Below are 22,169 nucleotides of genomic sequence, written 5' to 3'. Positions count from 1 at the left end.
CGGCGGGTTCGCCGAAGGTACGCTCGCCGTTGCCCTACTCGCTGGTAGAGTCCCGCCAGTGGGGTCGGCTTCGGCCATGTCCGCAGGATAGTCATCAGTCAGCTGGCCGCCGGGGTCCAGCCGCGCCAGCCCTTGCTGCGTGGTCGCCGTCGGACCGCAACGAAAGGGTTCTGGATGCGCAAGGTCGCCGGTCTCATCGGGTTGGGGCTAGGAGCTTTTCTCCTGGTCTCGGCGCTGATGCTCAAGGTCTACGCCTACCCGGCGCTGGCCAAGGTTCCGCTCGACCAGTACTCCAAGTCGGTCTCGCAGGGTCAGAACATGGAGGCGTTCTACGTCTCGGACCTCTCGACCAAGTCCGGCCTGACCCTCACCTCGACCCGTTTCGTGAAGGCCGACCAGGCCGCGCAGACGAAGCAGGGTGACAACGTCGCCGTCTGGGACAGCTTCGTGCGCTCGACCGACCAGAACGGCGTGGTGCTCTCCGCCGGTCTGCAGCGGGTCGCGATGGACCGCACCACCGGCGAGGCCGTGCAGTGCTGCGACACCTACAACGCCGCGACCGAGGACCCGGCCGACCGGACTGCGACCGCCTACAAGGGCCTCATCTTCAAGATGCCCTTCGACGCGCAGAAGAAGACCTACCAGTGGTGGGACAACACCCTGCTGAAGCCGGTCGACGCCAAGTTCGTCCGCACCGAGAAGCTCTTCGGCACCGACGTCTACGTCTACCGCATGGTCATCCCGGCCACCCCTTACACCCAGCAGGAGGTGCCGGCCAAGCTCGCCGGTGACCCCAACGCGACGGGCAACATCACGGTCGACCGCGTCTACGAGAACACCCGCACCCTGTGGGTCGAGCCCAACACCGGCATCGTCGTCAAGGGTGAGGAAGTGCTCAACACCCGCTTCCAGAAGGACGGCGAGGATGTCGTCACCCTGCAGAAGGGCACGATCGGCTACGACGACGCGACCGTGAAGGCCAACGCGAAGGACGCCGGCGACAAGGGCTCCAAGCTCGCGCTCGTGCACACCACCCTCCCGCTGACCTTCCTGATCCTCGGGCTGATCCTGATCCTCGTGGGCTTCCTGGCGGTGCGGGTGAGCGCCCCCCGAGGACGCCGCGAGGCCGTCTGACCCGCCACCACCCCCCCTTTCACACCTCTATCGGTCCCCCCTGTCACACCTCTATCGGGTCCAGGGACAAAGGGCGGCTCCACCCGGGAACGGTTCCGGGGCGGAGCCGCCCTTTCCCGGGTGAGGCCCCGGCCGCGGAGGTATGCCGCGGCGGCGGCTCAGGCGCGGAGGCAGACGAAGATCGCCGTCCCGGGGAAGTAGCCGCCCCGCAGCGGCGACCACCCGCCCCAGGCCTGCTGGTTGCGCTCGGGCCACTCGGGCTCGACGAGGTCGACGAGGACGAGCCCGGCCGCCACCAGCTCGCGGATGCGGTCGCCGACCGTGCGGTGGTGCTCGACGTAGGTGGCCTCGCCGTCGGAGTCGGCCTCGACGTAGGGCGTGCGGTCGAAGTAGGACTGGGTCAGGGTCAGGCCGCGCGCACCCGGGTCGTCCGGGAAGGCCCACCGGAAGGGGTGGGTGGTCGAGAAGACGAACCGGCCCCCGGGGCGCAGCACGCGCGCGACCTCGCGCATCAGGCGCGCGGTGTCGGCGACGAAGGGGATCGCGCCGTACGCCGTGAACACGGTGTCGAAGCTGCCCTCGGCGAACGGGAGCTCGACCGCGTCGCACTGGGCGAAGGGGACGCCCCGCTGCGGAGCCTTGCGGTTGAGGTCGAGCCCCTGCCGCACCATCCCGGACGACAGGTCGGTGGCCACCACCTGGGCGCCGGCGGCAGCGACCCACCGCGCGCACTGGCCGGCGCCGGCCCCGATCTCGAGCACGCGGCGACCCTCGACGTCGCCGAGCAGCCGGAGCTCGTCCTCCCGCCAGCCCTCGGGTCCCCAGACGAAGTCGGCGTCGCCGAGGAAGGTCCCGTGCTCGGCGTAGTAGTCGCCCGCCTCGGCGTCCCACCACGAGCGGTTGGCGGCGGCTGTCTCCTCGGCGCCCGCCTCCCGACGGCTGACCTGCGCATACTCACTCAACGGCATACCCCTCGCGTTTTGACCCTGCACGGACGGCGTCGGTAGGCTAGGGAGGCACTTCCGTGTGCGCGCTTCGTCGTGCCGCCGTTCGGCGGTCCGGTTCGCGTGAGCACAACCAACACCTTCTATTCACTGTCCACCATCGGAGTTCCTACTACATGACTGCCAGCACGGTCGAAAAGACCGCCCCTCAGGTTGCCATCAACGACATCGGCACCGAGGAAGAACTGCTCGCCGCGATCGACGCGACGATCAAGGATTTCAATGACGGAGACATCGTCGAGGGTGTCATCGTCAAGGTCGACCGGGACGAGGTCCTGCTCGACATCGGCTACAAGACCGAGGGAGTCATCCCCTCCCGCGAGCTCTCGATCAAGCACGACGTCGACCCCTCTGAGGTCGTCAAGGTCGGCGACGAGGTCGAGGCCCTTGTCCTCCAGAAGGAGGACAAGGAAGGTCGTCTGATCCTGTCCAAGAAGCGTGCTCAGTACGAGCGCGCCTGGGGCACGATCGAGAAGATCAAGGAAGAGGATGGCGTCGTCACCGGCACCGTCATCGAGGTCGTCAAGGGTGGACTCATCCTCGACATCGGCCTGCGCGGCTTCCTCCCCGCCTCGCTCGTGGAGATGCGTCGCGTCCGCGACCTCCAGCCCTACGTGGGCAAGGAGATCGAGGCCAAGATCATCGAGCTCGACAAGAACCGCAACAACGTGGTCCTGTCGCGTCGCGCGTGGCTCGAGCAGACCCAGTCCGAGGTGCGCACCACGTTCCTCAAGGAGCTCCAGAAGGGGCAGGTCCGCTCCGGCGTCGTGTCCTCGATCGTCAACTTCGGTGCGTTCGTCGACCTCGGCGGCGTCGACGGTCTCGTCCACGTGTCCGAGCTGTCCTGGAAGCACATCGACCACCCGTCCGAGGTGGTCGAGGTCGGCCAGGAGGTCACCGTCGAGGTTCTCGACGTCGACATGGACCGCGAGCGTGTCTCCCTGTCGCTCAAGGCGACGCAGGAAGACCCGTGGCAGCACTTCGCCCGCACCCACGCGATCGGTCAGGTCGTGCCGGGCAAGGTCACCAAGCTGGTCCCGTTCGGTGCGTTCGTCCGTGTGGACGACGGCATCGAGGGCCTGGTCCACATCTCCGAGCTGGCCGAGCGCCACGTGGAGCTGCCGGAGCAGGTCGTCACGGTCGGTTCCGACATCTTCGTCAAGGTCATCGACATCGACCTCGAGCGTCGCCGGATCTCGCTGAGCCTCAAGCAGGCCAACGACGACAGCGCGCCCGTCGCCGAGTTCGACCCGACCCTCTACGGCATGGCCGCGGAGTACGACGAGGCCGGCAACTACAAGTACCCGGAGGGCTTCGACCCGGAGACCAACGAGTGGCTCGAGGGCTTCGACGCCCAGCGTGAGAAGTGGGAGAAGCAGTACGCCGAGGCCCACACCCGCTGGGAGGCTCACAAGACCCAGGTCGAGGAGGCCACCAAGGCCGACGCCGAGGCAGCCGCCAACGCCGGTGCCGCGACGTCCTACTCGTCCGACTCGGGATCGTCCTCCGCGGACTCCGACGACGACACGGGCAGCAGCAGCAGCCGCCCGGCCTCGCCGGTGTCCGAGGGCACCCTGGCCTCTGACGAGGCCCTCGCCGCACTGCGCGAGAAGCTCACCGGCAACTGAGCCCACGCCGCACGGCATACCTCGTATGCCGCGTGGCACGGCTTCTGGAGTCCACGAGAGGCCCGGTCCCCACCTGGGGGCCGGGCCTCTCGGCGTCCACGAGCGACTTCTGGCCACCCGCGCGGCACCAGCTGCGCGAAATGGGGTCCGGTGCGGCACAGGTGGCCAGAAGAGCCGGGGTAAGAGGGGTGCGCCCCCTTCAGTGCAGGCGGACGCGAGGGTCCAGCACCGCGTAGGCCAGGTCGACGAGGATGTTGGCGACCACGACCGCGGCGGCCGCGAACAGCACGATCCCGATGATCACCGGCAGGTCCTGTTGGTTGATCGCGTCGATCGCGGTCTTGCCCAGCCCCGGGAGGCTGAACACGGTCTCGGTGACGACCACCCCGCCGAGCAGCGACCCGACGTCGATCCCGAACTGCGTGACGATCGGGGTGAGCGCCGCTCGCAACCCGTGCCGCACGATCACCCGTCGTTCGCTGATCCCCTTGGACCGGGCGGTCCGGACGTAGTCCTCCCCGAGGACGTCGAGCATCGAGGCCCGGGTCAGCCGGGTGTAGGTCGCTGCCGACACCAGGGCCAGGGTGAACCACGGCAGGACGAGGTGCTGCGCCCAGGGGCCGAGGCCACCCCCGAAGGGCGCGTAGCCCCCGGCCGGGAAGGCCGTGTGCCCCGCGAGGGTCAGCCGGAAGTACAGCAGGTAGAGCAGCAGGATGCCGAGCAGGAAGGTCGGGGTCGAGTAGAAGAACAAGCTCAGCGCGGTGAGCGACCGGTCGGTGAACGATCGCGGGTGGGTGGCCGAGATGACCCCGTTGAACACCCCCAGGCCGAGCCACAGGAATGCCGCGCCGAACACCAGGGACAGGGTGATCGGCAGGGCGGACCCGAGGATCGTCGTGACCGGAACCTGGTGGTAGTAGTCGTAGCCGAGGTCGCCGTGCAGGGCGTTGCCCACGAAGTCGAGGTACTGCTTCCACAACGGCTGGTCGAGGCCGAGCCGGTGGGAGATGGCCGCGACCGTCTCGGGAGTCGCCTGCCGGCCGGCGAGCGTGCGGGCGACGTTGTTGGGGGCGACGAAGAACAGGCCGAAGACCGCCACGGTGATGAGCCAGAGCACGAGGAGGCCCAGCGCCACTCGTCGGATCAGGAAGCGCACCATGACGTCCTCACTTCGCCATCAGGCGCTCGGAGCGCGGGTCGAAGGCGTCGCGGATGCCGTCGCCGAGGAGGTTGAAGGCCAGCGTCGTGACCAGCAGCGCGGCGCCGGGGAAGACGACGAACCACCAGGACGTCGTGTAGTAGGTCTGGGCCTCGCTGATCATGCCGCCCCAGTCGGCCGTCGGCGGGGCCAGGCCCAGCCCGAGGAAGGACAGGGTCGCCTCGACCACGATGACCACAGGGATGAGCAGCGACGCGTAGACGATCACCGGCGCGAGCACGTTGGGCAGGATGTCGACGAACATGATCCGGGGGTTCGAGGCGCCCAGTGACCGCGCGGCCTCGACGAACTCGCGCTCCCGCATCGACAGCACCTGACCCCGCACGATGCGGGCCACGGACGCCCAGCTGAAGAACCCGATCACCAGCACCGTGACGAGCAGGCTCGGCCCCGTGATGGAGACCAGCGCGATCGCCACCAGCAGGAAGGGCACGGAGAGGACGACGTCGATGAGGCGGGCCAGCACGGTGTCGACGAGCCCGCCGAGGAAGCCGGCAGCCAGCCCGATCACCACCCCGATCACCACGGTCAGGACCGTCGAGGCCACCCCGACGAGCAGCGAGATGCGCGCTCCGTAGGCGATGCGGACGAGGATGTCGCGGCCGAGGTCGTCGGTCCCGAGCCAGAACTCGCTCGAGGGACCGCGGGGGAGGCCGTCCGGGGTGAGCCCGGTGGTGCGGTACTGCTCGTTGACCGGGTGCCCGGTCACCAGCGCGGCCAACGGTGCTGCGACGGCCATCAGGACGATGAGACCGATCACGACGAGCGACACCATCGCCACCCGGTCGCGCCGTAGCCGCTGCCATGCGAGCTGCCACGGCGTGCGGCCCTCGATGCCGGTCGCCGCGGTGGCCTGCGTGGTGGTGTACGGGTCGGGCTCGCCGCTCGACGGGCTCATGACGGCCACGACGTCTGCGGTGTCGCTCATGCGGACTCAGCCTCCTCGGCCCGGCTCGACCGGGCGTCGATCTCGGTGTCGCGGACCCGGGGCCTGGCCAGCGAGAGGTCCTCGCCCACCGCGAGCGGGTGCAGGCAGGCCGTCAGGTGCACCGGTCCGTCCCCGAGCACCGGTTGGAGCGGCGGGTCGGTGAGCGCGCAGTCCTCACGGGCCTTGGGGCACCTCGTGTGGAACCGGCACCCCGAGGGTGGGTTGGTGGGGGTGGGCAGGTCTCCCACCAGGACGATCCGCTCCCGGCTGTCGGCCACGTCCGGGTCGGCATGGGGGAGGGCGGACAGCAGAGACCTGGTGTAGGGGTGCCGGGTGTGGTCGAAGAGCTGGTCGGCGGGCGCGAGCTCGGCGATCTTGCCCAGGTGCATCACCGCGATGCGGTCGCTCACGTGACGGATCACCGAGAGGTCGTGGGAGATGAACAGGTAGGTGAGCCCGAAGTCGTCCTGCAGGTCGACGAGCAGGTTGATGATCTGTGCCTGGATCGAGACGTCCAGGGCGGACACCGGCTCGTCGCAGATGACCAGCTTGGGTCGCAGCGCGAGCGCGCGGGCCACCCCGATCCGCTGCCGCTGGCCGCCGGAGAACTCGGCCGGGAACCGGTTGTAGTGCTCCGGGTTGAGTCCGACCCGCTCCATCAGCTCCTGCACGGTGCGCTTGCGGTCGGCCGCGGCGCCGATCCCGTGGATGACGAACGGGTCGCCGATGATCGAGCCCACGCGCCGACGGGGGTTCAGCGAACCGTAGGGGTCCTGGAAGATCATCTGGATGTCCTGGCGCAGGGGACGCATCTCGCGGCCGGACAGGGTGCTGATGTCGCGGTCCTCGAACGTCACCGTGCCCGACGTCAGGTCGTAGAGCCGGGCGAGGCAGCGCGCGAGGGTCGACTTGCCGCACCCGGTCTCGCCGACCAGGCCCAGCGTCTCGCCCCGACGGATCTCCAGGCTGACGCCCGCCACGGCCTGCACCACGTCGTGCGTGCGGCGCAGCCCAGACGAGCGCACGGGGAAGGACTTGGTGACCTCCTCGGCGCGCAGGAGGACCTCGGGCCTCATGACCCGACTCCGGCCGGGGTCGGCGCGCGGTCGCCGGTGCTCGCAGCCGGACCGGCATCGCGGGCCTGGGCCGCCCTGCGAGCCTGGGCGTCGTCGGCGAGCCAGCAGGCGGAGCGGTGCTCCGGGTCGTCGTGCACGGTGTCGAGTGGCGGCGCGACGCTCCAGCACCGGTCGAAGGCATACCGGCAACGGGGGGCGAACGGGCAGCCCGGCGGCAGGCTGATGAGCGACGGTGGCGACCCCGGGATCGGCGTCAGTCGCTGACCGGTACCGCCCTGGGACGGCAGCGACGCCAGCAGTCCCTCGGTGTACGGGTGGTGGTTCCGGTAGAACAAGGTCCGGCGAGGTGCGCGCTCCATGACCGACCCGGCATACATGACCACCACCTCGTCGGCCATCTCGGCGACCACGCCGAGGTCGTGGGTGATGAGGATGATGGCCGTGCCGAACCTTTCCTGGAGGCTGCGCATCACGTCCAGCACCTGCGCCTGGACGGTGACGTCGAGGGCAGTCGTGGGCTCATCGGCGATCAGCAGCGCCGGATCGAGCGCCATCGCCATGGCGATCATGACGCGCTGGCGCATCCCACCCGAGAACTGGTGCGGGTAGTCATGGATCCGTTGCTCGGCCCGGGGGATGCCGACGATCGAGAGGAGCTCCGCTGCCCGTTGCTGGGCAGCGGCTTTCGTCACCTTGCGGTGCGCCCTGATCATCTCGACGATCTGCCAGCCGACGGTGTAGTAGGGGTGCAGGCTGGACAGCGGGTCCTGGAAGATCATCCCGATCTGCGCGCCCCTCACCCGGCGCAGCACCTCGGGGTCGGCACCGATGAGGTCGATGCCGTCGAAGCGTGCCGTGCCGCTCACCCGGGCGCCGCGGGTGAGGCCGGCGATGGTCTGGGTCGCCACGCTCTTGCCCGAGCCGGACTCTCCGACGATGGCGAGCGTGCTGCCACGCTCGACGTCGAAGGAGAGTCCCCGCACGGCCTGGACGACACCGTCGGCGGTGTTGAAGGCGACCTCGAGGTCGCGAACCTCCAGCAGTGCCATGACGGAACCTCAGCCACCCTGCTTGCCCGCGGCGAGCCATACGTTCGCGGGGTCGAACTGCTGGAAGGCGGGGATGTAGACCGCGTTCATCAGCTGTGCCGCCCGGTAGTTCGCAGTGATCGGGTTGGTGATCGGGAAGAAGATCGCGTCGTCCATCACCTGGTGGTCGGCCTTGGCCCACAGGACCCTGGCTTCATCTTCGGTCTTGGCCGTCGAGGCCTGCTCGATCAGCGCGTTGGTCGTCGGGCTGTCGTAGAAGCCGAAGTTGCTGCCGGCCGGCGGGAAGGCCGCCTTGCCGAAGTAGAGCGGCTTGAAGAACGACAGCGCCGCGTTGCCGTACCAGTCGGCTCCCCAGCCGGCGATCGCGATGTCCCACACGCCGCGCTGGGCGACGGTCGGCACCTGCAGGTACTTCGTGTAGAAGTCAGCGTTCGGGGACGGGACGCCGACGACCTTGATGCCGACCTTCGACAGGTCCTGCTGCACGGTCTGGAACGCCTTGCTCTGCCCCTCGGAAGCGTTGCGGTACAACATCTTCAGCGTCAGGCCGTTGGGGTAGCCGGCGGCCGCCAGCATCGACTTCGCCTTGGCCGGGTCGTTCGGGTACGGGTCGAAGTTCTGCTCACCGCCCACGACGTTGCTCGGCAGGACGTGGGTGAGCGGCGGGTTGACCTTGGGTCCGCCGAGCACCTGGATGATGTTGCTGCGGTTCAGCGCGTAGGAGAGCGCCTGCCGCACCTCCTTCTTCTGCAACGCCTTGTTGTTGGTCGGCGAGACGGTGTTGTAGACGAGGTAGGGGTTGTTCGACGAGCCCTCCCCGAGGTTGAGCAGCGGGTCCTTCTTCGCGATCAGGGCCGACAGCTGCGAAGGCGGCGGGAAGGTGTCGAAGGCCATGTCGGCGCTCGGGGTGCCGGTCTGCAGCTGCTGCTGGATCGAGTCCTGGCTGACCGTCTCGTTGATGACGACCTTGTCGACGTACGCCTTGCGGATCGGGTCCGTGGCGGGGTCCCAAGCGGGGTTGCGGCTGAAGGTGATCTTCTTCGTCGCGGTGTACGAGTCGACCTTGTAGGGGCCGTCGGAGATGGTGTGGGCGGCGAGCTCGGGGCTGGCCGGCAGGTAGGCGTCGTACTCCTTGGGCGCCGGCGAGAAGGACGGCAGGGTGAGCATGTCGACGAAGTAGCTGGCCGGGTGGGTGAGCTGGAAGACCACGGTCTGGTCGTCCTTGGCCTGGAGGCCGGCCACCGGGGTCTTGTCGACGTAGGCCGCGATGGCAGCCGGCGTCTTGGCCACCTTGGCGAAGCCGTCGCAGAACGACTGGAAGCCGACGATGAGGTCGGCGTAGTCCGGCAGGCCGCCGAACGGCTGGACCGGGTTGCAGGTGCGCTTGACCCCTCGGACCATGTCCTGGGCGGTCACCTGCCGTGCCGGAGAGGTGTCCCACTTGGCGCCCTGGCGGATGGTGAAGGTGTAGGTCTTGCCGTCGGCACTGATGCCGTTGCCCTCGGTCGGGATCGCGGTCGCGAGGTCGGGGGCAGCCTTGGTGACCTGGTCCTTGATGGCGGGATAGGTGAAGAGCTGACGGCTCCACAGTCGCAGTGCGACGTAGCCACCCGAGTAGTAGCTGACGTTCGGGTCCATGTAGTCGACGTCGCCGGTTCCCAGCATGTTCAGGGTGCCGCCCTTGACGGCCGTGCCGCTGCTGGCCGAAGTGCCGCTCGTGGTGCCGGTGCTGCTCGCGCAGGCAGCCAGTCCGAGGCTCGCAGTGCAGGCGGTGGCCACCGCTGCGAGCCGACGTGTCCTGGGGATCATCGCATTCTCCTCGGATGGTGGATGGAGGTTGGTTGCATGGTCTGCCCGCTCGTGCAGGACAGGTCGACTGCGAAACTAGGCACCACGCCGCACCCGTGGGAGGGCGCGCCGGGAAGCGTCACGGGACCGCAAATGCTTCGTCACACGGCCAGGGGCTTCATGACGATTGCGTGACGGAACGCCATGGGCGACAGGAAGTTCCGGACGGGTCCGAGGGGACGGTGTGATACTGACCGAGTGACGCGGCGCGTGCTGCTGGTTGAGGACGACCCTCGGGTCAGGAGGGTGCTCCGCCTCGCCCTGGAGGACGAGGGCTACCACGTGTCCGAGGCGGCGACGGGGGAGCAGGGTCTGGCCGACCTGCCGCGTGAGGAGCCCGACGTCGTGCTGCTCGACGTGATGCTCCCCGACACCGACGGCTTCTCGGTGTGTCGTGAGATCAGGCACCGCAGCAACGTCCCCGTCATCATGGTCACCGCCCGGTCGGACAGCCACGACGTGGTCGCCGGGCTGGAGGCCGGCGCCGACGACTACGTGACCAAGCCGCTCGTCGCCAAGGAGCTCTCGGCGCGGATCCGTGCGCTCCTGCGGAGGGTCGAGCCTGCCGTCGACCACCGCCCGCGCCGACCCGTGGTGGGTGACCTGTCGATCGGGCTCGACGACGGAGTGGTGCTCCGTGACGGAGAGCCAGTTGCGTTGACCCGCACGGAGTTTCGCCTCCTGGCCGAGCTCGCCGTGGCCGAGGGGCGCATCCTCAGCCGCGAGGACCTGCTCGACAAGGTCTGGGGCTACGGCTACTTCGGCGACTCGCGGATCGTCGACGTCCACATCCGCCGGCTGCGGACCAAGGTCGAGCGCGATCCCGCCAGCCCTCGCTACGTGGTCACCGCCCGCGGGCTGGGCTACCGGCTGGCGGGCTAGTGGCAGGCGGGGGAGCTGGCGCTGGATCGCCGGGTCTGCGTCGGCTCCTCCCTGCTCGCAGGTTCGGGGTGCGGGGGCGGGTCACGCTGGGGTTCGGGTTGCTGGCGCTGGGACTCTCGGCGCTGCTGTCCGGCCTGGCCTGGACGCTGGTGACCCGCACCATGGTGTCGCAGACCGAACAGACTGCCCTCGTCGAGACCTCGTTCGACCGTGGCGAGGTGGAGACGGCGCTCTCGACCGGCGTGGCCGACCTGCCGACCGTGCTCGAGGGAGTGCCGGGCACCGACTCGGCCGCGGTCCTCGCCCACGTCGACGGACGCTGGTACGCCACGTCCCCGAGCCTCGGGCCGGCCAGCCTGCCCACCTCGCTGGTGACCCTGGTCGGCAGCGGTCAGGGGGCCACCCAGCGGATCCGCGTCGACGGCACCCTCCACCTCGCCGTGGGGCTCCCGCTGGACGAGGGCCGGGGCAGCTACTTCGAGATCTACTCCCTCGACGAGATGCAGCGCACGGCGCGGGCCCTGTCCCTGGGCCTGGTGGCGGCCGCGGTCGTCACGGTGCTGATCGGCCTGGGTGTCGGCCGGTTCGCCAGCCGGCTGGCCCTGCGCCCGCTCACCGAGCTCAACCGGGTGGCGACCGACGTCGCGGCCGGCCGGCTCTCCGCGCGCCTTGACGCCGACGGCGACCCCGACCTCGAGGAGCTGGCCGGCTCCTTCAACCGCACCGTCGAGGACCTCCAGCGGCACGTCGTGGCCGATGCCCGGTTCGCGGTCGATGTCAGCCACGAGCTGCGCACCCCGATGACGACCATGCTCAACTCGATGCAGGTCATCCAGAACCGGCGCGAGCAGCTCCCCGAGTCGGTGCGCGAGCCCGTCGACCTCCTGGCCGACGAGCTCGAGCGGTTTCGCGCACTGGTCGTGGACCTCCTCGAGATCTCGCGCCACGACGCCGGCGACCAGGTGGTGCGGGAGACGGTCCGGGTGGGAGACCTGGTGCGCCGGGCGGCCGATGCGGCGGCGGGCCGGGTCGTCACCACCGTCGACCCGGGCGTCGCCACCCTGACCATGGAGGTCGACAAGCGGCGCCTCGAGCGGGTCGTCGCGAACCTCGTGGGCAACGCCGAGAGCCACGGTGGTGGATGCACCGCCGTCCGGGTGGAGCCCGGAGCGCACGGGCTGCGCATCGTGGTCGAGGACGCCGGGCCCGGCATCGTGCCCGAACGCCGTGCGCGCGTGTTCGAGCGCTTCGCGCGGGGAGGCTCGAGCGAGCGCACCGGCGTGGGTCTGGGCCTGTCCATCGTGCAGCGGCACGTGGCGCTGCACGAGGGGCAGGTGCTGGTCGAGGAACGACCGGGAGGAGGTGCCCGGTTTGTCGTCGAGCTGCCCACCATCTCGTCCTGACCCGGTATGCCGCGTGGCCGGCGTGGTGGCCGCCGTCGCCCTGGGCCTGTCGGCGTGTTCGATCGGCACGCAGGCAAGCCCCGTCCCGGCCTCCGCTCCGACGGCGACGTCCACCTCGTCGGGTCCCAGTCGTCAGGGGGTGCCGCTGAGCGTGCAGGTCTACCTCGTGCAGGGTGACCGCCTGGTGCGCTTGACCCGCACGGTGCCCCCCGGGGCCGGGCTCGAGCCGTCCTTCGTCGGGCTGGCCGTGCCGCTCACGCCCGCCATGGCAGCCCGCGGCATCCGCAGCGCCCTGCCCATCGCCAGCACCCCACTGCAGGGAGTCGTCGACCAGGACGGCGTCGCCAGGATCACGCTGCCGACCGGGTTCGAGCGGATCTCGGTGCACGAGCAGTCGCTCGCCATGGCCCAGCTGGTCTTCACGGTGACGGCCAACAGCCTCGCCCAGAGCGTCCAGCTGGTGCAGGGGAAGCGGTCGCTGCCGATGCCCGACCCGAGCGGGCAGCTCGTGACGCGGCCCGTCACGCGCGTGGACTACGCGGCATACGACCCTCCTGGGTAGACACCGGGGCAGCAGGGTGACCGCCGGAGCAGCAGGGGCCGGCCCGATCCGCAAGCGGACGACCGTGGACGCACGCCGCGAGGTGTCTTCATGTCGTGAATCACGACCAGTAGATGTTGAAGGATCTACGCAGCGTCTACGTCATTTCACTGATGGCGAACGCAGGCTAGTGCCTCTATACCTATTGGTGCTGCGCCAGCAGGGGGGGAACGACACCGTCGGTCCCTGACGCGGCACAGGGTGAGGTGTGCACGTGACGTCGCGGTCCGCGGCCGTCCACCAGCGCAGGGGGCGCGGTGACGACCGGAGGGCTGGTGCGGGTCGGCGACGGACGGCACACAGGAGTCTCGGGGAGGACTCGCACATGAAAACAACCACTACCGGGTTGCGCCGTTCGGCGCGGCTCGCAACGGTGCTCGTCACGGCCGGTGCAGCCTTTGCTGCGGCAGCCGCGACGGCCCAGACCGCCGCCTCGGCGGCACCATCGCACAGCATCGTGAAAGCGCCCGTCCAGGCGGCCGTGGTCGACGCGACCGCCGCGCCGACCACGACGGTCACCGCCACGAAGGTGCCACCCGGGAAGGGTGTCGCCACCGGCTCGAAGACCTCGGGCGTCGGCGGCGTCTCCGGCGCTGCGCCGTCCACCTACGCACAGCTGACGGTGCACGGCGGCTACACCGCCTCGGGCGTCGGCCTGCGCAACCGCGGCGCCGGTTCCATCTACGTGTCCGGGGTGCCGTCCGGCGCCAAGGTCGTGGAGGCATACCTCTACTGGACCATCCTGGGCAACCGGGAGTCCTCGTCCTTCGCGGCCGGGACGTTCAAGGGACTGCCCATCCGGGGCATCAAGGTCGGTCAGGGCGGCAGCCCGTGCTGGGCCGGCACGACCACCGGCTACGCCTACCGGGCGAACGTCGGCAGCTACGTGACCGGCAACGGCTGGTACTCGCTCAAGGGGTTCGCGTCGAGCCGGCACGACGGCGCCGACCCGTTCAAGACGTCTGCGGCGGCACCGCTCGCCGAGGGCGCCTCGCTGGTCGTGGTCTACGACAAGCCCAGCTACCCGCTCACCCAGGTCGTCGTGGCCAACGGCTACGGCATGACCTCCGGCGGGGCGATGACCACCTCGCTGCCCTTCGGGTTCTCAGCCTCGAACCCGGTCGGCGAGTTCCGGACCACCTTCATCGGTGGGGACGGACAGGCCAACGCCTCCGAGCCGTTCAGCAAGGTGAACGGTGTCGACGTCTTCCCGCCGGACTGGGACGGGACCGACCGGCCCCTGCCGCGCTACAGCCAGGGCAACCTGTGGGACACCGACACCATCTCGTTCGGCCGCCTGGTCCACCCGGGTGACACCAGCGCGAGGTTCACCGTCGACGGTGGCCCGGACTGCCTCGCCTGGGTGGCCCAGGTCATGTCGGCCCGCTACTACGGGCAGATCGACACCGACGGCGACAAGCTGCTCGACGGGTGGGAGGCCAACGGCCTCGACTCCGACGGCAACGGCACGTTCGACGTCCCGCTGCCGGGTGCGAGCCCGGTCCACAAGGACCTCTACGTCGAGATGGACTACATGGGGGCCGAGGCCGTGTGCCCGTGCCACCTGCCACTCGCCGCGGACCTGAACCGCATCGTGGCTGCCTACGCGGCTGCCCCGTATGCCAACAACCCTGACGGGCTCACCGGCATCCGGGCGCACCTGGACGCCGGCCCGGCGCGTGGTGCTGCGTACAACCTCGGTGGAGGCAACCTGGTGCCGTTCGACGCGGACCTCAACCCGGTCGCCTCGCAGTTCAACGCCATCAAGGCCGCCAACTTCAACGCCGCGCGCGCGAAGGTCTACTACTACATGATCTGGGCGCACGGCTACGACGGTGGCAGCAGCAGCGGCAACGCCTTCAACATCCCGAACGACAGCTTCGTCGTGACGCTCGGGCTCTGGGGTGGCGGCGGCAGCTCGGACGCCAAGGTGGGCACGTTCATCCACGAGTTCGGGCACGACCTCGGACTCCGCCACGGCGGGGACGACCACGCCAACTACGAGCCGAACTACCTGAGCGTGATGAACTACGCGTTCCAGGTGACCGGCATCCCGCGGACCGGCACCACACCGCCGAGCTTCACCTACTCCTCGTTCACCCTGCCGAACCTCAACGAGTCGGCCTTGAACGAGAACGCAGGGCTCGGGAGCGCCAGTGCCGCGACCTACCGCACCCGCTGGTTCTGCCCGAACGGCACGCAGCGCACCACCGCCGGTGGCGCCAACCTGCCGATCAACTGGAACTGTGACGGTGTCACCGGTGGTGTCGTCGCAGCCGACATCAACAACTCCGGCGGCCTCTCGGTCCTGGGTACCCAGAACAACTGGGCCAACCTGGTCTACGGCGGCGGCACGGTCGGTGGCGGGGTCTCCGCCGGGCTGAGCCCGACGGCGAGCACGCTGCACGAGCTCACCTACCAGGAGGCGAAGCAGCACCACCTGCACCGGTGACCTCAGGGTCGCAACCGGCTGGCGGGGAGCTCCGGCTCCCCGCCAGTCGGGCGACCGGGGGGAACCTGGGGGAACCATGACTCCGAGAGGGGCGTCGAAGTGCCATGAGCACCAAGCATCCGGTCAGGCGGCTGTCCACCGTCGGCGCGACCGCCCTGGTGTTGGCCATCGGCGGGTGCGCCACGACGACCACCGACGACCACGAGCCCCAGGTCTCGGCTCCGTCGACGAGCACGCTGCGGCCGACGAGCCCTTCGGCGAGCAGCAGCCCGACGTCGGTGCCATCCGAGCTCACCGCCGAGGAACAGCTGCGGGTCAACCCGCCGCCGCCACAGCGACTGAAGGCCACCCGTGTCGGCGACGCGGTGCGACTGACCTGGTCGCCGCCGCCGGCAGTGACCGTGCCGCACACCTACTCGGACACCGTGGTGGAGTACCGCATCTACCGCTCCGTCGACGGGCGCGGGGAGGAGCTCCTGGGCACCAGCGCGACGCTCACGTTCACCGATGCGAAGCCTGGCACCGGAACGGCCCGGTATGCCGTGAGCAGTGTCCGCGAGCACGGCGTGGAGGGCCCCCGCACGAACGCCGTCGTGGTGCCACCGGCATCCTGACCCCTTCGTCGGCGGTGACCCTCAGGCGCTGACCCTCAGGCGGCGCTGACCCTCAGGCGGCGCTGACCCTGGCGTTGACCCTCAGGCGGCGCTGACCCTCCGCGGCTGTCACCGTTGGCACCGATGGTGGCGACGTCGCGGCCCCGGGGAGGCGGCAGCGGGGGCGAGCCGCGACCCGCGTGTCTAGGCTCGGGGGATGGCACGCACCATCGCGACGAACACCCAGGTCGACCTCGACGGGCTCCTCGAGTTCGTCAGGCCCCGTCACCACATGCTCCTCATCACCAGTCGCGCGGACGGCCGACCACAGGCGTCGCCGGTGACCGGTGGGGTCGACGACAGCGGACGGATCGTCGTCTCCAGCTACCGCGACCGCGCGAAGACGTCCAACGCACGCAAGCGCCGCGACGTCTCCGTGGTCGTCCTCTCCGACGACTTCGGCGGTGCGTGGGTGCAGGTCGACGGGGAGTGCGAGGTGATCGACGCCCCCGAGTCGGTCGAGCCGCTCGTCGAGTACTTCCGCAACATCTCGGGGGAGCACCCCGACTGGGACGAGTACCGCCGGGCGATGGTCGACCAGGACAAGTCGATCCTGCGGATCACTCCGACCCGCTGGGGGCCGGTCGCGACCGGTGGCTTCCCTCCCCGCCTCGCTGACTAGAGTGGGGGACATGCTTCGCGTCGGCCTCACGGGAGGCATTGGATCCGGCAAATCGACTGTGGCACAACGACTTTCGTCGCATGGTGCTCTGGTCATCGATGCTGATGCCCTGGCCCGTGAGGTCGTGGCGCCGGGTGGCCGTGGCCTGGCGGCGATCGTCGAGCGCTTCGGCGACGCGGTCCTCGACGACGACGGAGCGCTCAACCGCCCCGCCCTGGGAGCCCTGGTCTTCGCCGACGGCGGTGCTCGTCGCGACCTCGAGGCCATCACCCACCCCCTCATCGCCGAGCGCACCCGGGAGCTGGTGGCCGGGGCCCCTCCGGATGCCGTGGTGGTGCACGACGTGCCCCTCCTCGTCGAGAAGCACTACGGCCCCGGGTACCACCTGGTCGTCGTCGTCGGGGCCGAGGAGGAGACGCGGGTGAAGCGCCTCATGCAGACCCGGGGCATGACCGAAGCCGATGCGCGCAGCAGGATCGCCGCGCAGGCGACCGACGAGCAGCGGCGCGCCGCGGCAGACGTCTGGCTGGACAACGACGGCGACAAGGACGCGCTCCTCGCGGAGGTCGACGACCTCTGGGACGCCCGCCTCGTGCCGTTCGAGGAGAACGTTCGTCGCGGCACACGCTCGCAGCGCTCCGACCAGCTGACCTTGGTGGACCCCGATCCGAGCTGGCCGGCGCAGGCGGCCCGCCTGGTGGAGCGGGTGCGGTTGGCCTTCGGCGAGCTCGCGCTGACGGTCGACCACGTGGGGAGCACCGCGGTGCCGGGGCTGGTCGCCAAGGACGTCATCGACCTCCAGGTGGGCGTGCGATCGCTGGCCGACGCCGACGACGAGGCGCTCGTCGCCCGCCTGGCCGCGGCGGGTTTCCCCCGCTCGGGGGGAGCCGCACACGACAGCTCCAAGGACGACGCGCCGTGGCCCAAGCGGTTCCATGCCAGCAGCGACCCCGGACGGCCGGCGCACGTGCACGTGCGGGAAGCCGGGAGCGCCGGGTGGCGGTGGGCCCTGATGTTCCGCGACTGGATGCGCGCGGTGCCCGAGGCCCGCGAGGAGTATGCCGCCGAGAAGCTGCGGATCGCTGTGAGCGGGGCGACGGTACGCGAGTACGCCGACGCCAAGGAGCCGTGGTTCGACGCCATGGACCCGAGGGCCGAGGCCTGGGCCGCCCGCACCGGCTGGGAGCCGGCGCGTGACTGAGCAGCGCAGACCCGCGAACGTCTACGGCGTCGGCGAGGAGCCGGACCCGCGGTTCTCCCTCGCCAACGAGCGGACCGCCCTGGCGTGGATGCGGACGGCCCTGGCCCTGGTCGGTGGCGGCATCGCGTTCGTGTCGCTGGCGAGCCTCTCGACGCTCCCGGGCTGGGCTGCCCTCGTGGGGGCCGCTGCCTGCATCGGCGGCGCCGTGCTGGCCGTCCGGGCCGTCACGGCCTGGGCGCGGGTCGAGCGTGCCCTGCGGCTCAGCCAGCCCCTGCCGGCACCGCGAGCGCTCGTCGTCCTCGCGGGGGGTGTGGTCCTCCTCGGCGGCCTCACGCTGGTCCTCGCCCTGGTCGAGGTCGCCGGCCGGTGAGCGCGATCCCGGGACGGGACGCCCTCCAGCCCGAGCGCACCGCCCTGGCCTGGCAGCGCACGGCGATCACCGCGTTGGTCGCGCTGGTGCCGCTGGTGCTCGTGGCGCTGCGGACGGGCCGGCCGCTCCAGGCCGCCTCGGGGGCGGCGGCGATGGGGATCAGCGTGCTCCTGGTCGGGTCGGTGCGACGCCGCTTCGTCCAGCTGCGCGACGAGACCCGTGGCTACTCACCCTGGCAGCCGATGGTCCGGGTCGCCGTGGTGACGCTCCTCGCCGCCGTGGGCGGTGTGGTGCTGGGCGTCACCTCGTGGCTGGGCTGACCACGCCCCAGGAGGGCGCTCGGCGGCCGACCGTGGGGGTCGGAGCCGAGGACCCGCCGGCGACGAAGGTGTCATCCGTCGCCGGCAGGCGCCTCAGGGACCGGCTGTTTCCCTGACCGGTCCTCAGGTGAGACCACCCTGCCCGTGATCCGTGACGCGCGTCGCCACGACATCGCCGACGGGGAGTGGGGGTTCGCCATTCCGGGGGGTGTGTCAGGTCCGGGAGGCGTGGCGTGCTCGTCCCGCACGGGGACCAGCGGCAGCGCGACCAGGGCGAAGAGGGACGCGGAGGCGAACGTCACGGCATACCCGGTCCAGCTCACGAGTGCCCCCGCGAGCGGGGGCACCGCGGCGGCGGTGAGGAACTGGCCGGTGTTCTGGACACCCAGGGCCCGGCCCGACCAGAACGGGCCGGCCCGTTCGGCCACGGCGGTGAAGGCGAGGCCGTTGTCGGCCACCGTGACCGTGGACGCGACGACGAGCAGGAGCACCGCGACGCCCCACTCCTCGTGGGCCGCGGCGCCGAGCAGCCCCATCGTCACGACGACCGCGACGGCGACCCAGCGCAACGGCCGCATCCGGCTGCCGACCCGGTCGGACAGGTGTCCCACGGCGATCCGTCCCACGGCGCCACAGACCTGGGTGGCCGCGACGAGGGTGCCGGCGGAGACGGCGGACCAGCCCCGGTCGGTCACCAGCCAGGCGAGCGCGTAGCTCCACACGAGAAACTGCGGCACGACCAGCAGCATGGAGACGCCGTGGATCCGCACCAGGGTGCGGTCGGCGCGGTAGGGGTTGCCTGCGGTCTCGACCGTGCGTGCGGGCCGCGGAGGGTCCCGGACGACGACGCCGACCGCCAGGCACGCGAGGGCAGCAGCCGCCGCGGGCACCACCAGCGCGGCCCGTATGCCGTGCTGCTCGGCGAGCACCGCCATGGTCACCGCCGCGACGGCCACGCCCAACGGCTGGGCCATCTGGCGGATGCCCATGGCGAGCCCTCGCCGGCCGGCCGGGAACCACCCGACCACGATCCGGCCGCTGGCGGCATTGGCGCTGGCAGCGGCCGCGCCCGCGACGAAGAGCCACGCGCCCCAGCCCACGGGACCGTGGGCCGTCGCGCTGCCCAGTGCGGCGACGGCCGTGACGGTGAGGCCGGTGACGAGGGCCAGTCGCTCGCCCCTGCGGTCGACGACCACGCCCCAGGCGACGAGGGTGAGCACCACGCCCACCATGGGTGCGGCGCTCACCAGCCCGGCAGTGGCGAGCGGGAGTCCCTCGCGGGTGTGCAGGACGGGGATCAGGAAGGCCGGTCCGTGGAGCGCGATCGCGGACGCCGTCTGGGCCAGCGTCCCCACCGCGAGCATGGCCCACCGACGGAACGCCCCCACGTCCGAGGTGGACGGGGAACCGGTCGTGCCGCGAGGGCTCGTTGCGGTGGCCACCGTCCAGTCCTACGCCTCGGGCGGTCGCCCGTGCAGGCCGTCTCACCGCATCCTGAGACGGGCGCTGTCAGGGGGTCGGCCTACGCTGGACGCATGCGTCCCACGACAGACCTGCAGCGCACGGTCGCCCCGTTCGAGGTCGTCTCCGAGTTCAAGCCTGCCGGAGACCAGCCCGCGGCCATCGCCGACCTCGCGACCCGGATCCGGGCAGGGGAGAAGAACACCGTCCTGCTGGGCGCGACCGGCACCGGCAAGTCGGCCACCACGGCGTGGCTGGTCGAGCAGGTGCAGCGGCCGACGCTCGTGATGGCGCCCAACAAGACGCTGGCGGCCCAGCTCGCGAACGAGTTCCGCGAGCTGTTCCCCAACAACGCGGTCGAGTACTTCGTCTCCTACTACGACTACTACCAGCCCGAGGCCTACATCCCGCAGACGGACACCTACATCGAGAAGGACTCCTCGATCAACGACGAGGTCGAGCGCCTGCGGCACAGCGCCACCAACTCGCTGCTGACCCGTCGCGACGTGATCGTCGTGGCCTCCGTCTCCTGCATCTACGGCCTCGGCACCCCGCAGGAGTACGTCGACCGGATGGCCCGCCTGCGGGTCGGCACCGAGGTCAACCGCGACGACCTGCTGAGGCGGTTCGTCCAGATGCAGTACACCCGCAACGACCTGGCGTTCACCCGGGGCACCTTCCGCGTGCGCGGCGACACGGTCGAGATCATCCCCGTCTACGAGGAGCTGGCCGTCCGGATCGAGTTCTTCGGTGACGAGATCGAGCGGATCTACACCCTGCACCCCGTCAGCGGCGAGATCATCCACGAGGAGCAGGAGATGTACGTCTTCCCGGCGACGCACTACGTCGCCGGACCCGAGCGGATGGAGCGGGCGATCCGGGGGATCGAGCTCGAGCTGGCCGACCAGCTCGCTGCGTTCGAGAAGCAGGGCAAGCTCCTCGAGGCCCAGCGGCTGCGCATGCGCACCACCTACGACATCGAGATGATGCGTCAGGTCGGCTCGTGCTCCGGCATCGAGAACTACTCGATGCACATCGACGGCCGCGGTCGTGGGACCGCCCCCAACACCCTCCTCGACTACTTCCCGGAGGACTTCCTCCTCGTCATCGACGAGTCGCACGTCACGGTGCCGCAGATCGGCGCGATGTACGAGGGCGACATGTCGCGCAAGCGACAGCTCGTCGACCACGGCTTCCGGCTGCCGTCCGCGATGGACAACCGGCCGCTGCGGTGGGAGGAGTTCCTCGACCGGATCGGCCAGACCGTCTACCTGTCGGCGACCCCCGGCCCCTACGAGCTCGCCCAGAGCGAGGGCATCGTCGAGCAGATCATCCGTCCGACCGGACTGATCGACCCCGAGGTCGTCCTCAAGCCGACGAAGGGGCAGATCGACGACCTGCTCCACGAGATCGGTGAGCGCGTCAAGGTCAACGAGCGGGTCCTGGTGACCACACTGACCAAGAAGATGGCCGAGGACCTCACCGACTACCTGCTCGACAAGGGAGTGCGGGTCCGCTACCTCCACAGCGAGGTCGACACCCTGCGCCGGGTGGAGCTGCTGCGCGAGCTGCGGATGGGGGAGTACGACGTGCTCGTCGGCATCAACCTGCTCCGCGAGGGGCTCGACCTGCCCGAGGTTTCCCTGGTCAGCATCCTCGACGCCGACAAGGAGGGCTTCCTGCGCTCGGCCCGCTCGCTGATCCAGACCATCGGCCGGGCGGCGCGCAACGTGTCCGGTCAGGTGCACATGTACGCCGACAAGATCACGCCGTCCATGCAGGAGGCGATCGACGAGACCCAGCGCCGCCGGGAGATCCAGATCGCCTACAACCTCGCGGCCGGGGTCGACCCGCAGCCGCTGCGCAAGAAGATCGCCGACATCACCGACCTGCTGCAGCGCGAGGACGCCGACACCGAGGCACTGCTCGGGTCGGGTCGCAGCCAGTCCCGCGGCAAGAACGCCAACCGGGGGGGTCGGGGCGCCCTGCAGGCCGACGCCGGGGTGGCGGCCGACCGGTTGCGCAACCTGCCCGCGAATGACCTCGCCAACCTCATCCAGGAGCTGTCCGCGCAGATGCACCAGGCGGCCGCAGACCTCCACTTCGAGCTGGCCGCCCGGCTGCGTGACGAGATCGGCGACCTGAAGAAGGAGCTGCGGCAAATGTCCGCTGCGACCCAGTAGGGGTCGTTTGCGGCCTGACGGCGGCTCACGGTGTGCATGGCACGTGGTGTGCGTCATTTGCGTGAAGACACGGCGGGTGGGCCCCTGACAGCCTGACGGGTGGAGGTGCACCATGGCTGCAGGACCTGCCGCGCC

The 22,169-nt window shown here is 70.3% G+C and carries 19 protein-coding genes; 12 read left to right on the top strand and 7 right to left on the bottom strand.

Features of this window, described 5'->3' with window-relative positions; translation table 11 throughout:
- Window positions 1–174: 174 nt before the first annotated feature.
- Window positions 175–1,134 carry a cell envelope lipid trafficking protein PgfA gene (pgfA, locus tag ABD262_RS07730; RefSeq protein WP_344133565.1) on the top strand — a complete coding sequence of 320 codons (960 nt, stop codon included), beginning with the start codon at window positions 175–177 and terminating at the stop codon, window positions 1,132–1,134.
- Window positions 1,135–1,292: 158 nt separating this feature from the next.
- On the opposite strand, the gene ABD262_RS07725 is transcribed toward pgfA, so the two are convergent.
- Window positions 1,293–2,102 carry a class I SAM-dependent methyltransferase gene (locus ABD262_RS07725; protein ID WP_344133562.1) on the bottom strand — a complete coding sequence of 270 codons (810 nt, stop codon included), beginning with the start codon at window positions 2,100–2,102 and terminating at the stop codon, window positions 1,293–1,295.
- Between the two features lie 152 nt (window positions 2,103–2,254).
- On the opposite strand from ABD262_RS07725, the gene rpsA reads away from it, so the two are divergent.
- The gene (rpsA, locus tag ABD262_RS07720) at window positions 2,255–3,766 is read left to right on the top strand and encodes a 30S ribosomal protein S1 (RefSeq protein ID WP_344133559.1); all 1,512 of its coding nucleotides are present in this window, start codon (window positions 2,255–2,257) and stop codon (window positions 3,764–3,766) included.
- Between the two features lie 199 nt (window positions 3,767–3,965).
- On the opposite strand, the gene ABD262_RS07715 is transcribed toward rpsA, so the two are convergent.
- Genes ABD262_RS07715 through ABD262_RS07695 form a run of 5 tightly spaced genes read right to left on the bottom strand, consistent with a single transcriptional unit; the run spans window position 3,966 to window position 9,847 of the window.
- The gene (locus ABD262_RS07715) at window positions 3,966–4,925 is read right to left on the bottom strand and encodes an ABC transporter permease (protein ID WP_344133556.1); all 960 of its coding nucleotides are present in this window, start codon (window positions 4,923–4,925) and stop codon (window positions 3,966–3,968) included.
- A 7-nt stretch (window positions 4,926–4,932) separates the two neighbouring features.
- Window positions 4,933–5,913, bottom strand: a complete 981-nt coding sequence (locus ABD262_RS07710) for an ABC transporter permease (RefSeq protein ID WP_344133553.1) — start codon at window positions 5,911–5,913, stop codon at window positions 4,933–4,935.
- A complete protein-coding gene (locus ABD262_RS07705; RefSeq protein ID WP_344133550.1) occupies window positions 5,910–6,989 on the bottom strand; it encodes an ABC transporter ATP-binding protein in 1,080 nt (359 codons plus the stop codon). The genes ABD262_RS07710 and ABD262_RS07705 overlap by 4 nt, the downstream gene beginning before the upstream one ends.
- The gene (locus tag ABD262_RS07700; RefSeq protein ID WP_344133547.1) at window positions 6,986–8,038 is read right to left on the bottom strand and encodes an ABC transporter ATP-binding protein; all 1,053 of its coding nucleotides are present in this window, start codon (window positions 8,036–8,038) and stop codon (window positions 6,986–6,988) included. The genes ABD262_RS07705 and ABD262_RS07700 overlap by 4 nt, the downstream gene beginning before the upstream one ends.
- A 9-nt stretch (window positions 8,039–8,047) precedes the next feature.
- Entirely contained in the window at window positions 8,048–9,847 is a 1,800-nt protein-coding gene (locus tag ABD262_RS07695; RefSeq protein ID WP_344133544.1) for an ABC transporter substrate-binding protein, read from the bottom strand.
- A gap of 237 nt (window positions 9,848–10,084) precedes the next feature.
- Here ABD262_RS07695 and ABD262_RS07690 point away from each other — a divergent pair, with 237 nt between their 5' ends.
- The 9 genes from ABD262_RS07690 (at window position 10,085) to ABD262_RS07650 (ending at window position 18,390) form a co-directional block, all read left to right on the top strand.
- Window positions 10,085–10,768, top strand: coding sequence for a response regulator (locus ABD262_RS07690; protein WP_344133541.1), 684 nt, complete (start codon window positions 10,085–10,087; stop codon window positions 10,766–10,768).
- A 68-nt stretch (window positions 10,769–10,836) separates the two neighbouring features.
- Window positions 10,837–12,171 carry an ATP-binding protein gene (locus tag ABD262_RS07685; protein ID WP_344133538.1) on the top strand — a complete coding sequence of 445 codons (1,335 nt, stop codon included), beginning with the start codon at window positions 10,837–10,839 and terminating at the stop codon, window positions 12,169–12,171.
- Window positions 12,172–12,184: 13 nt separating this feature from the next.
- Complete coding sequence (locus tag ABD262_RS07680) at window positions 12,185–12,733, top strand: GerMN domain-containing protein (RefSeq protein ID WP_344133535.1); 549 nt, start codon at window positions 12,185–12,187, stop codon at window positions 12,731–12,733.
- A gap of 364 nt (window positions 12,734–13,097) precedes the next feature.
- Window positions 13,098–15,224 carry a hypothetical protein gene (locus ABD262_RS07675; protein ID WP_344133532.1) on the top strand — a complete coding sequence of 709 codons (2,127 nt, stop codon included), beginning with the start codon at window positions 13,098–13,100 and terminating at the stop codon, window positions 15,222–15,224.
- Window positions 15,225–15,328: 104 nt separating this feature from the next.
- Entirely contained in the window at window positions 15,329–15,838 is a 510-nt protein-coding gene (locus tag ABD262_RS07670) for a hypothetical protein (protein WP_344133529.1), read from the top strand.
- 196 nt (window positions 15,839–16,034) lie between these two features.
- The gene (locus ABD262_RS07665; RefSeq protein ID WP_344133527.1) at window positions 16,035–16,499 is read left to right on the top strand and encodes a PPOX class F420-dependent oxidoreductase; all 465 of its coding nucleotides are present in this window, start codon (window positions 16,035–16,037) and stop codon (window positions 16,497–16,499) included.
- A 10-nt stretch (window positions 16,500–16,509) separates the two neighbouring features.
- Window positions 16,510–17,700 carry a dephospho-CoA kinase gene (coaE, locus tag ABD262_RS07660; RefSeq protein WP_344133524.1) on the top strand — a complete coding sequence of 397 codons (1,191 nt, stop codon included), beginning with the start codon at window positions 16,510–16,512 and terminating at the stop codon, window positions 17,698–17,700.
- A complete protein-coding gene (locus ABD262_RS07655) occupies window positions 17,693–18,070 on the top strand; it encodes a YidH family protein (protein WP_344133521.1) in 378 nt (125 codons plus the stop codon). The genes coaE and ABD262_RS07655 overlap by 8 nt, the downstream gene beginning before the upstream one ends.
- Entirely contained in the window at window positions 18,067–18,390 is a 324-nt protein-coding gene (locus ABD262_RS07650; protein ID WP_344133518.1) for a DUF202 domain-containing protein, read from the top strand. Before ABD262_RS07655 ends, ABD262_RS07650 begins: the two co-directional genes overlap by 4 nt.
- A gap of 71 nt (window positions 18,391–18,461) precedes the next feature.
- Here the strand turns inward: ABD262_RS07650 and ABD262_RS07645 are convergent, their stop codons facing one another.
- Entirely contained in the window at window positions 18,462–19,832 is a 1,371-nt protein-coding gene (locus ABD262_RS07645; RefSeq protein WP_344133515.1) for an MFS transporter, read from the bottom strand.
- 93 nt (window positions 19,833–19,925) lie between these two features.
- Between ABD262_RS07645 and uvrB the strand changes: the two genes are divergently transcribed.
- Window positions 19,926–22,034 carry an excinuclease ABC subunit UvrB gene (gene uvrB, locus ABD262_RS07640; RefSeq protein WP_344133512.1) on the top strand — a complete coding sequence of 703 codons (2,109 nt, stop codon included), beginning with the start codon at window positions 19,926–19,928 and terminating at the stop codon, window positions 22,032–22,034.
- Window positions 22,035–22,169 lie beyond the last annotated feature (135 nt).

The organism is Pedococcus bigeumensis (assembly GCF_039531795.1).
Classification (GTDB): Bacteria; Actinomycetota; Actinomycetes; order Actinomycetales; family Dermatophilaceae; genus Pedococcus; species Pedococcus bigeumensis.
Note: the sequence above shows the minus strand (reverse complement) of the source record. Positions and strands in the feature narration are given on the sequence as shown.